Genomic DNA, 11,774 nt, shown 5'->3' with positions numbered 1-11,774 from the left:
ACGCAGCTATCGGGTTGCCGCCGACCGAATTTGAAACCAATGAAAACGCTACCGCCACCAGCAGATGCTCCGATGAAAGCGAACGCCGACGACCGCTACTCAGGAGAGCCATCCGAGTTTCGGCAATACCGTGCGCCGCGCGCTAACCAGGAAGTCTTTGTTGATCCACCGCTGGATGAAGCGGCGGGACTGCTGGCAGAAAACCGACGCTTGCTTGCCCAGCATGATTCGCGTTGGTCAGCGATGCGACATGAAGCTCGCGCGCAGATGATCAAAGACGCCGTTCGCTACACGCGCGTTTATCGCGACACGAGCTGGGTCTCCCAGGACGCGGAACGTCCGATCGTGATGGCGGGACATCAGCCGTCACTCTTTCACCCCGGAGTCTGGTTCAAGAACTTTGCCTTGAGTCATTTGTCAGCGAAATTGAATGCGACCGCGGTCAATCTGGTGGTCGACAACGATGTCGCCCAAACGAGCGCGATCCGTGTTCCGACGATTGATCCTGCGACCGGTTTAGCGGCGTATCGCTCCGCTCAGTACGATGTCGCCGGTGGAGGCGTGCCTTACGAACAAACCACGGTAGGAGATCGGAAACGTTTCGATCGTTTCGACCGCGAAGTCGCCCAGGCCGTGCGCCCGCTGGTGGCGGACCCCTGTATCGAACAATTGTGGCCTCATGCGAGAGCCGCGATCGACCGCTGCGGTGTGGCTGGATGCGCGTTGGCTCAAGCAAGGCATGCGCTCGAAGGCGATATTGGACTGAAGACGTTGGAGCTTCCGCTGGGAGTTTTCTGTCGCAGTCGAGCGTTTGCGGAGTTTGCACTGAGCATTTTGACAGAGATGCCACGATTCCAACAATGTTACAACGAGTCCTCGGCTTACTATCGCGCAGCTCACGGGATTCGCAGCAGCGCGCACCCGGTGCCTGATTTGGCGGACAAGGACGATTGGTTCGAGGCGCCGCTTTGGATCTACGGCAATCAGTCGCCCCATCGCAAAGCCGCTTGGGTGCGTATGCGGGATGATGCCATCGAAATCAGTGACTTGGGCAACCGAACCGTCCGAATTGAGACGCGCAACCTTTCCGATGCGATCGATCAACTCACAGCAGCCATGACGCCTGAGTTTAAATTACGACCGCGAGCCTTGTTGACGACGATGTATTCCCGGCTTGTTCTGAGCGACCTGTTTTTGCATGGCATCGGAGGTGGCAAGTACGACCAACTGGGCGACATGGTCACGAAGGCTTTCTTTGAAATCACGCCGCCTCGATTCATGGTGCTGTCCGCGACCGTGCATCTTCCGGGCGTCGAACCAAAGGATGTCGCGGGAGAAGTTCGCGCATTGAGACGACGGATTCGCGAAACGCATTTTCAGGGAGAGCGTTATCGCGACGAACCCGGTGTCGATTCGTCACTGGTCGATCAAAAGCAGGCGTTGCTCCGACAGATTCCACCCCGTGGCGAGCGTACGCAGTGGCATCAGAAAGTGACGCGTGTGAACCGCCTGCTGGCGGATCAGTTGATGGACGTCCGGCAAGACTTGCAGCGGCAGCTGGCCGCGGCACAGCGCCGCGCGGTGGCACAGTCAGTCTTAACCAGTCGCGAGCACTCGTTCTGTGTGTACCCGCTGGATTACTTAACCGAGTCGTTTTACAAGATGCTCGGTTAAGGTGCTCCGTTAAGGTGCGATGAGTTGGCGGCCGATGTTAGCGACACGCGACCATGATTTGACCGACAACCAACCAAACAGCAGTAAACGCGACACCTAAAGCGGTGTGAAGGATCTCGACGGGCATATCTCGGGCCTGGATAGAGAATTGGAACAGTACGCTCGAACCGTTCCATGGCCCGAATCGCCAGAACAAGCTGGCGACATCTTTCGATTATTACACGCCCTTCCCGGCGCACATTAGTTTCATCGGCTCTCTTGGGACAAAACTGCTCGAAAAAAACGGACGCTCGCACCGTTTGCCTAACCATCAAACTTTAACGAGACGGGTTCGACGGCGGTCAGGCATTTTAATCGGGGCAAAACCAGGTAGCTTCCCACTCTGGTCTGTCGATGAAGCGGAAAAAACAGGTTTTTGCGATGGTAGTCAATCACGATTCCGGTCGATATACTTTGGCCCTGCTACAAAGAGACCACAAGCCGAAGTGGCGGAATTGGCAGACGCGCTGGATTCAAAATCCAGTTGGAGCAATCCAGTGAGGGTTCGAGTCCCTCCTTCGGTACTCCTTGTGAGTAAAGGACTTAGAGCGATGGCTCTGAGTCCTTTTTTTATGCGCACTCAGAACCATCAGTGGCAGATCAGTGGCACCCCTGCGAATGCGTTGGGTTTGTATCGCTGGCTTGGGCACGTCGCTCAGAGCTAGGCTCACTCTCACTTCCAATGAGAGAGACCGAGACGATGGCATGGCTTCAAACTGACCCCTCTGGCAACTTCCACATCAGCTTCCGGTTCGCCGGACGCAAGTTCAAACGCTCGCTCAGAACCAAGAACGATTCCGAGGCGTCTGCAAGACTGCATCGCCTAGAAGAGAACATCAGGCTCGTCGAAAGCGGCAGGCTAGAACTGCCCGATACCGCTGACGCTCCAGTCTTTTTGCTCTCTGATGGCAAGCTAGAATCCCGGCGTGCCACCACAGAACGCGTCCAGTTGTCGGTCTTGTTTCAGAGATACTTTGACGGGATCCCAGATGACGCATTGGAGGTGACAACGATCAAGGGAATGAAGACGCACCAGTCACACCTGGAACGTCTCATCGGTTCGCGTTTCCGTATCGATTCTCTCACCCGCGAGACGTGGAATTGCCCACGAAAAGTTGACAGTGAATCGATCTTAACGGGAAGGTAAATGGCGAAGCCTGAGGATCAGGAGTCGCCGACAAGGATCGGTGTCTGAAGCTGGCGTTCGAAGTCGATTGGACTTTGGAAATTCAACGACGAGTGTCTGCGTACTGAGTTGTAAAATTGTTCGATGTAGTTTGATGCGTCTCGCGTCGCATGCTCATGTGTTTCGTATTTTTCGTTGGCCTCTTCCGTCTTGTAACTTTTGAAGAATGATTCCATTGGTGCGTTGTCGTAGCAGTTGCCACGTCGACGCATGCTTTGAATGAATCCATTTTGCGCTAGCGAGTTGCGGAAGTGTTCGCTGGCATATTGGCAACCGCGATCGCTATGAACGATAAGGCCCGCACCTGGCGAACGTAACGCAACCGCTTGTCGTAGAGCGGCGACTGCAAGTTCCGAATCGATGTTACGACTCGTTTTCCAACCCACCACCTTGCGTGAGTGTAGGTCGATGAAAGCACAAAGGTAGGTGAATTTGCCTCCTGCCAGCGGGACGTAAGTGATGTCGGTAAGCCAGACTTGATTGATCGATGCGGTGGAAAAGTTTTGCCGCAGTAGATTCGCAGCGATGGGCTGATCGTGATTGGAGTCACTGGTGGAAATTCTGAAGTTACTGCGACGATTCGCTTTGATTCCGGCCTTCCGCATGAATTTCGCGACAGTGTTTCGACAGCATTGGATCCCTCGCTCCAGCAATTCGCGGTGCATCCCTGGACTGCCGTAAGCGTCGTGATGCTTTTTCTTGCGGACCTCTCGTATCGCTTGGGTGATTTGTATCTGTTTCGTCTGATTAGCTGTCGGTTCGCGGCTCGTGAACTGGTAGTACGCCGCGCGGGTGACTTCGAGAGTTCGGCACAGCACCGCGATCGGCCAGAGATCGCAGTGCTGATCGATGAAAGTGAGCCTCAGTGACTTTCTTTGGCGAAAAACGCCGTCGCTTTTTTTAAAATGTCGCGTTCCATTTTGAGCTGTCGGTTCTCTTCGCGGAGTCTTTTCAACTCAGCCTCGACCGACTGATCGTCGGAGCTCTCTGCTTTTAAGGTGCCATCTTGCTCGAACTTTTTCTTCCAGTTGCGAATCAGATTGTCGCGTACGCCCAGGTCTCGGGCGACAGCTGCATAGGACAGCCCTTGTTCGGTGACTTTCTTAACGGCTGCCAATTTGAATTCTCGGCTGAATACTCGGCGTGCGTCCATAATTCGGATCTCCTGTCAGAGAAGTCTGACATCTGCCGATCCACTGTCAACTTTTCGTGGGCAATTCCAATGAAGGGACGGGATGTTGGACGGGAAGTAGGACGACTGGTGATGTGAATTGAAGGACGAGAGGGATGGTTGGGTGGGATTAACACTAACCGGGGTTTTCGCAAAAACCCCGGTACCGCGTTTCACGCGGTAGGGGAGGGGATTAAACGCCGCACCGATAGAAACGAGCCTGTTGAAAATAGCGGAGCAATCCAACAGCTAATTCAACAACCAAAACAACACCGGGCCGCCAGCTCGAAGCGATCAATGATCGACGGGAACGTTTTCCGTCACAGACTTTGGAACCGAAGAGGAGCGAAAGCAATGAAAGTTGTCATAAGTGGACTGAACGAAAACGGAACGTGTTCGTGGTGCGAAAAACAATCGAAGGAAACAGTGATCGCCACGATGGAGGGCGGACTGTTCCGCGAATCCGAACTCTGTTGGAAGTGTTGCCAGCAGGCATGCAAAAACCAATGGAAACAGAAGGCCCAAACGGCAACCGCGAAAGCGCCGCCAGAATAGGCAGTCAATCAACAACTCAATCCGGCCTGGTGAATTCGTGTCTTCCACGGATCACCCGACCGGATGTCACCTAATGACCAACCGAATTCACCGACCAAATCCGCGTGAAAAAAAAGAGCCATGAACACCGACCCTGAACTGCTGGCCCGCCTGGACCGCATCGAGCTTCTTCTGACCAACTTAGTCGACCAGGAACCTCCCAAAGAGTTCTACGCGACGGCCGAGGTCGCACAGATCCTGGGAGAAGCCGAGTTCACGGTGCGAGAATGGTGTCGGCTCGGGCGCATCCACGCGGAAAAGCGGCCGAGGTCGATCCAAGGAGTGGATGATATCGCTTAACGAACTCAAACGCGTTCAGAATGAAGGTTTGCTACCTCGCTGAATTGTGCCTGCTTGAGTCACCAGGCCTCTCGTGCTTGCAGGCGATCATAAATTGTCCCTAATCAAGTTGGTTGATACCAGTTGCATCGCGAAAACGCGGTAGAAAGCTGGTAGTCCAATTTGATGGGCTTTCCTAGTTAGCGAAGCCTGCGATTGCCTGCAGAGATACGCAACGGGGTGGCTTCTTGTTTCATCAGACTTGTTTTTGCACCAAAACGTCGTTGCTGCAAAGTAGTCTCATCGCTTTAACAACGATTGCAACATCGTTACCAAATGTGTCTTGCGTTGATAACTGCCCCCGGAATCCTCCGTGCAGCTACAGTCTAAAAACAGCGACGTTGTTGATGATGTTACTCTATTGAACTTTGCGTTTGGCGGAGGCAGGAATCTGATTGCGATTCTGGTCATCGATGCGTTCCACTAGGATTTCCAAAGCACCCTGAAGTAACACGGTTGAGGCGTACACCTGATCGCCCACTGTTCTTTCTGCGACGTATTCACCCGTGATCATGCTCTCGTCAATGACGCCGGCTCCAACGACGATCGTGCCGTCAATTGCGATGGTCTCTTCTGCTGCGACGATCACAACGTCGTCGATCTGAATTTCGCCCAGAGGCACCAGTCGAGTGCCGTTCCCACACGGAAGCCTCGCTAGCTGAGTGTAGCCTGGGTTCCTGTTTTTTCGCATCGGATGTGTCTTGGGCCGAGTCCGGATCAGTAGGAACTCGGATCTGTAGTATACGAGCTGAAATACGCCGATTGTCAAAACGAATCCTTGCACAAGGACTCCGGCTGCCAAGATTGCAAAGAACAAGTCGTGACTGATTGGTCGTGAGCGGCTCGAATTCCTTTGTCTGGCGAAGAGCGGTGCGACGGCTCCATAGGCAAGAATCGGAATCGTTAGCAATGTCAAAGCTGCGAGACCAACGGCGCATCCCACAGCCAATCCCAAGCCCGATGCCGCGACTGCCAACTGCCGGCACGCACGTTGTTCTCTTACGGGAAGTATTTTCAGTGGCTTGTTGCTTGTAGCGACTCGTCGTCTGCTGCGCCCGTTTGATGGTGCCAAGCAGTTTTTTGAATCTCTATAAACTCGCTTGCCAACCCAAATTGAACTGGCGACGACAAATGCTTCTAAGACCATGTCAACTCCTTTTATCAATTGTCACGGCTACGCCATCCTTGGGGGGACGGCGGCTCATCTTGAGTGGCGTCGGCATCGCGACTGCGTGATCGTTTCTCTTTAATAGCGATGGCAATGAATCTCTGGTCCGCCTTGGAGAGTACTGCCATAGGACATGCCTGATTGTCTCCGCTTGTCTTACGAAACAGAACTTCGTCTTTGGTCGCGGAAACGACGGCTAGAAAGCCTTTTTTTCCGTTCGTAGTCGTCCACTCGCGAAACCCGATCAACAGCGGATTTCGTGATCGCTGAGTTGTTTCGACTGACGCAGGCTCATTCGTGCGTGTTACCACTTCGGCGCTTGGGGCATCGGCGACTTTGCTAACTGCCTCGGATTGATTTGGCTCGGACTGTTCTGATTCGACACGCTTCGTATCAGGACCGCTTTTGGATACGTCAGTTGCGATGGAATTCGTGTCTGACTTTGCTGGCGTTTGTTCGCCCATGCCGAGCGATGGAACCTCGGCTGAATCAGAACCCGCCATGACTTGTTCCTCCTCTCGGTCTCCCTCGGAAGGTACCAAGTCGAGACATACCAGTCGGTTCGCGCTACGCAGATACAAAAATCCGCGTGACAACACCGGTGCAGCCCAGCATGGATATTCCAACAAACCGGGAACGCGGACCTCTGGTGGAAGCCTCTCGGTCGATGGCAACGGAAGATTCGCTTGCGACGCCAACTGATAAGCCTCGGGAGTCGCGTTGACGAGAAGGAGTTCGCCGTACTCTGTCAAGCAAATCAATTTGCCGCTGGCCAATATCAGTGAGACACGATTGAGTCCGTCTTGGCTCCACATCACCTCGCCCGTGCTCCATTTGATGCACCGCAGAACCGCGTCATGCGAGTCCTTTCCCGAACATCCATAGAGGTATCCATCATGGAAAACGGGCGTACTGAAGTACGCTTCAAAACGTTTCTCAGTGCTTTCTGATGCATCTTTCCACACGGGAACGAAGCCCGTTGGTTCAACACGCAGTAGCGCGCTACCTTGTCCAAAGGCACTTGAAACGAAAACTTCATTACCAACCACTACGGGGTTCGCCGCATTGACGCTCATCAGGTCCTTGGCTTGCCATGGAAAATGAGCGAGTATCTCGCCGGAATTGGCGGCAGTTGCGACCAAGCCATCGCGTACGAAGGCCAGCACCAAGTCGACGCCGTTGATTTTCGCAGTCACTGGTGAGGCGTAATCCGCGAGATGATTGCCAACGGCATACACGATCTCTCCAGTTTCCTTGTCCAGCGCGACCACCGCCGACCCATTTGGCGTTGGTTGCTTGGTGCTTGAATGGGAAGACGAATCGATCTTGCCGCCGCCCACGATCAGCAACAGCAAATCGTCGACGACCATTGGCGTCGCAGCGACGCCAAAACGGTTCTCCGCAACGTCGAACTCCGCTGAAGTGTCTTTCTTCCAGAGAACGTTACTCGTACCCGCTTGGACACAGTGCAAAACGCCTGTCTCATCAATGACATAAACGCGATCGCCATCGATCACTGGTGAGCATCTTGGGCCACGATAACCTCCAGGCGACTTTGCCTTGGCTGGATACGCGAACGTCTCACCGAGCATCTCACCCGTTTCTTGGTCAAGGCACACCAATCGATTGAAATCGCCCGCACGGTCGAACAAATAGAGCTTCCCGTCTTTGATCGAGCATGCTCCGAATCCACGTCCCGTTTCAAAGTGCCAGAGCACGGGCGGACCTCCTTCGGGCCATTCTTTGCATACATCGTCTTCACGCGACTGACCGTTTTGTTGCGGACCGAGAAAACGCGTCCAATCTTGCCCCGGTCGCTGCTGCATCTGGAGTACGGCACGTTGGTCGATCCGCTGCGTTACAACGTCCGCCAAGGCAATCCAGTCGCGTGTGGCGCCACGGCTTAGAAACTGCTGCACGCGTACGTTTAATTCGTCGGAGGTCGGAAGTCCCGACTGTTGGTCGGCGGTTGCCAGCAGTGCGAGTCCGGCCAACTGAACAAAATGATTATTGCAGTCTGCACCATATGCTGCGACAAGTTCGCCCAAGCCAACATCCGTGAATCGATGCATTCCCACTGCCCAGGTACGGTCGCCGTCGACCGCGTCTGGGCTAGGTTCTTCAAGCAGGATCGCTCGTACCCGTTTGATAAGCTCCCCCGCCAGTTCTTCGTCGTTGGCCTTCGCTTCGATTTCATCAAGATGCCCCACCCAAACAGCCGTTTGCTCCGCTGATGGACTGGCATTGGAATTGGCGAGAATATTGACCGCAGCGATCGTTAGAATCGCGTCATTCTTCGATTGCCCACGTTGCAGGAGCATCTTTCCGACCGTTGATCCATTGACTCGCTTGGGAGCGATGAAGAATGGAGAATCTGCACGCTTCGCTACGACAAGTGTTTCCGTCGATTTACCAGACGATTGCTTTGCGGAGTTGGGATTCTCCGATGCGGCGTTTGGCTGAGACGATTCTGGTTCGTCCAAAAGCGAGTACTCAACAACACCACGGCCACATCCGGTTACGAGCGATATGCAACAGACCGCGATCGATATCTGTCGATAAATGCTGAACGCCGGACGCGTCTTTTTGCTACGCCCTATCGGTTGTTGGATGAACGGCGCGGACATCTATTCCTTCCTTCGGATAGCTTTTGGCTTTGGCTCGGACGTGCATAGCACGACAACACCAACGATTGGCGTCATAATGAGGGCAAGCAAAAAATGTCCCCAGAAGCCAACACGGCGATCCAGACCGCCAAGTCCAACCATGAAGCAGACGACGAAATAGACTGCCGCCATGATGCGGTAGTCATGAAGAAAAACTACGGCAAGTAGTTGAGAATCAAACATTTGTGTCAACATGAGTTTTGGGTCCAGCGGGACTATCCCTGCGTTTTCGATACGTCGTGGAGGATGCGATTCAGATAGATCGGGCGATTCGTCAATTCGCCCTGTGGCGAAAACCGACTCTCCTCGAAGCTGCCTTCCGTGACAAAAAGTTTGAGTGCTTCGGCGGTAAGCTGCGGCGATCGAGTGCGGCTGCGCAGAAATGCGTGCCAGAGCAAATGGATGGCTTGGTAGCCCTCTGCGGCTGATGCGTCGGCCGGTGCGTCGGCGTACTTCTTGCGAAACGCATCCAGGAAGGCATGCACCTTGCCGTTACTTGCGTGCGGATCGAACGTCGACGTGACAAACGTACCGCCGTTATTTTCGGCTACAAAGCGACGAACGGCGACTTCGGAACCACGATAGCCGTCTGCACGCAACCGAGCGAAAACATCTTTACCTGTGAGTCGGCTTCCGGACAATTGTCCCTGTTGTTCGTCAAGCCACTTCTTGATTTTGTCCTTAACACCATTCAGCGCCGGGTCTGCTTTGGCCGACGTCAACGAGGCCTCGAAATCTGGCCCGCAAACAATCGTCGGTTCAAGGCCCGCTTCGCGAACCTGTCGCATCAGTCTTGCGCCGTCTTCGCCGGATCCCGCCAGGAAGACCAGCTCGATCTGGCGATCGTCTATCTCGGAGACCATTTGCGAAAAATCTTGTTTCCCCGGCTTAAAACTCCGATAGATCGCCAAGTCAACTTGGCGGTTGGGGTCACCATCGAACCGTTGAAGCGAGGACCAAATCTCGTTTCCCAGCGAGATGCCTTCTGGATCTCGAGATGAAATGACTGCAATTGTTTGCTTTGACCTGCCCAGTAATAGACGAACGACTGGCCCAAAAAAATCCAGCCCAAGTTCGGGTGAGAACTCAGCGTAGGGATAGTCGATCTTCGACCAATCGAGGTCGTCTAGCGAGAGCAGTAACTTGCTTTCGCCATTTAAGTCCGATTCAATTTGCTTGATTAGGTTTCCAGCAACGGGCAGGACATCGAGAACCACTACCGCGTCGTACAACTCGGTGCGCTGACCCAAAAGCGCCGTCGTGTTTTCGTTGACGTCCTCGGTGTCGTACGGTTGCGCAACAACAACGTCGATTCGAATCCGATCTCCATGAGACTCAAGTAGAGAGTTGGCGTATTGAGTGAATCGTTGCGCGACGTCGGGTTTCGATGATGCGTTTTCGTCCCCATGCGTGCTTGCCGACTGCTCCCATGGCTGAACCGCCTCGACTTTGGTCTTTTTTTCGGGGTAGAGAAGTGCGACGCGGATCTGCTTGCTGGGAAGCAAGGAAGACAAACTATCCACCATTGCTTGGGCGTACTCTTTTTGGTCCGGTGCCATGCGGAACACGGTCCCAAACCCATGTTTAGTTAGTGTCTGCTGCAAGGCCGTTGGTGCAAGGTACAAGATTCCCGAAGCGTCGTAGACGACCGAGGCGAGGACCGCACTCTTGTTTTCATGCCCCAACGCTACCACGGTGTCACGATCGCGTGCCAGGTATCGGGCCACATCGATGCCGTGTTCAGGGTTGGATTCGTCAAAGAACCGTACGCTAAATGAGCTGCTGTATTCGCTGCCGTCTTCATTGCGAATCGGCACTCCGCCAGCTGCCTGAACTTCGTCCAGTGCCAGTTGCACTCCCCGTAAAAATGACCTCTTCTGCTTAGGCCAAACGACGGCGATGGAGATATCGCCTTCGGAATTGACTGCGGCCGTTTCTCGCTGGCCTGGCAAGTGATCCATCCGGTGCCAAGGATAGCGCATCAGAATGTAGGACGTGATCACTCCTACAAATAGGACGCTCCCGTAGATCCATTTCATTTCCCGGCTCCCAAAATAACGGGAAGGCCTTGGTCTCCGTTTCCGATCACCACCACTTTGCTGTTGCTGGATGTCGCTATCTCGGATGTGGCTTGCACGCCTTTCCAACGGAGCACATCTTCGGTGATGGATTCCGCGATAGTTTCATTGAAGTTTTTGATGCCTCCGGCTTCGATCTCCAGTCGCTGGGCTTCTTTCTGCGCTTGAAGCAGTCGGTACTCATAGGCTGCGGCAATGTGCTGCTGTCGGATCTTTTCTTCAATCGAATCTTTCACTTGTGGCGGCAATTCAATGGTTCGGATCCCAATGAAGTCGACGATCACGTAGCTTTGTGCAAGCTTTTCGATCGCCTCGGAAAACATTGTTTCCAGGACGGCGTGCTTCGTCGTGTAGAGATCCTCCGCCGTCATGCGACCAATGTTGCGGCGCATCACCGATGTGACTTCAGGTAGCACGATTGCTTCGACGTAATCTGGTCCGATGGTTTTGTGCAGAACTCCTGCGAGCTCTCGTTCGGGTCGGTAACGAATCGATAGGAAAAACTTGACTGCGAGCCCGTTGCTCGTCAGCAAGTCGACGTTGTGCTCTATCTCGCTGACCCGCGCGTTGTATCGGAACAACGTGTCGCAGGGCAGAATGATGTGCAAACCCTCTTCATAAACCCGGTCCGTCTGAGTTCCTCCGCCGAACAACCAATAACGCACGCCGACTTCGCCGGCTTCGACACGTTTAAAAACCAGGGGACTGATCGCAGCGACTAACACTACGATTAGGATCGCGACGATGGAAAAGTTGGTACGTGTCCGACGAAACCATCCACTCACGCCATCAGCGGGTACTTCCTCGTACTCATACTCGATATCAGCGTTTTCATTGTGCATTAACATGGTGGTGGCTT

The 11,774-nt window shown here is 53.9% G+C and carries 9 protein-coding genes and 1 tRNA gene; 4 read left to right on the top strand and 6 right to left on the bottom strand.

Annotated features, from left to right (window positions below):
* Positions 1-39: 39 nt before the first annotated feature.
* Positions 40-1,674 (top strand): hypothetical protein, encoded by a 1,635-nt coding sequence (locus tag K239x_RS23250; RefSeq protein ID WP_419189315.1) that lies wholly within the window; start codon positions 40-42, stop codon positions 1,672-1,674.
* A 479-nt stretch (positions 1,675-2,153) separates the two neighbouring features.
* Positions 2,154-2,237: transfer RNA gene (locus K239x_RS23245), tRNA-Leu, on the top strand.
* Between the two features lie 640 nt (positions 2,238-2,877).
* On the opposite strand, the gene K239x_RS23235 is transcribed toward K239x_RS23245, so the two are convergent.
* Positions 2,878-4,052 (bottom strand): IS3 family transposase gene (locus tag K239x_RS23235; protein WP_145420733.1). Its coding sequence is split into 2 segments (ribosomal slippage): positions 2,878-3,803 and positions 3,803-4,052, totalling 1,176 coding nucleotides; the frame shifts between segments, so codons are not numbered across the junction.
* Between the two features lie 372 nt (positions 4,053-4,424).
* Between K239x_RS23235 and K239x_RS23230 the strand changes: the two genes are divergently transcribed.
* Positions 4,425-4,625 carry a hypothetical protein gene (locus K239x_RS23230; RefSeq protein ID WP_145420732.1) on the top strand — a complete coding sequence of 67 codons (201 nt, stop codon included), beginning with the start codon at positions 4,425-4,427 and terminating at the stop codon, positions 4,623-4,625.
* A gap of 120 nt (positions 4,626-4,745) precedes the next feature.
* Positions 4,746-4,964, top strand: coding sequence for a MerR family transcriptional regulator (locus tag K239x_RS23225; RefSeq protein ID WP_145420731.1), 219 nt, complete (start codon positions 4,746-4,748; stop codon positions 4,962-4,964).
* 397 nt (positions 4,965-5,361) lie between these two features.
* Here K239x_RS23225 and K239x_RS28905 read toward each other — a convergent pair whose 3' ends face one another.
* The 5 genes from K239x_RS28905 to K239x_RS23200 form a co-directional block, all read right to left on the bottom strand.
* On the bottom strand, positions 5,362-5,694 hold the full coding sequence (locus K239x_RS28905) for a P-type ATPase actuator domain-containing protein (RefSeq protein WP_419189314.1): 333 nt from the start codon (positions 5,692-5,694) through the stop codon (positions 5,362-5,364).
* Positions 5,695-6,164: 470 nt separating this feature from the next.
* Positions 6,165-8,798 (bottom strand): outer membrane protein assembly factor BamB family protein, encoded by a 2,634-nt coding sequence (locus tag K239x_RS23215; RefSeq protein ID WP_145420729.1) that lies wholly within the window; start codon positions 8,796-8,798, stop codon positions 6,165-6,167.
* Positions 8,799-9,032, bottom strand: a complete 234-nt coding sequence (locus K239x_RS23210) for a hypothetical protein (RefSeq protein ID WP_145420728.1) — start codon at positions 9,030-9,032, stop codon at positions 8,799-8,801.
* A 20-nt stretch (positions 9,033-9,052) separates the two neighbouring features.
* Entirely contained in the window at positions 9,053-10,876 is a 1,824-nt protein-coding gene (locus tag K239x_RS23205) for a type 1 periplasmic-binding domain-containing protein (protein WP_145420727.1), read from the bottom strand.
* Complete coding sequence (locus tag K239x_RS23200) at positions 10,873-11,763, bottom strand: prohibitin family protein (protein ID WP_145420726.1); 891 nt, start codon at positions 11,761-11,763, stop codon at positions 10,873-10,875. Before K239x_RS23200 ends, K239x_RS23205 begins: the two co-directional genes overlap by 4 nt.
* Positions 11,764-11,774: the final 11 nt, after the last annotated feature.

The sequence above is a fragment of the Stieleria marina genome (assembly GCA_007741555.1).
Lineage (GTDB): Bacteria > Planctomycetota > Planctomycetia > Pirellulales > Pirellulaceae > K23-9.
Note: the sequence above shows the minus strand (reverse complement) of the source record. Positions and strands in the feature narration are given on the sequence as shown.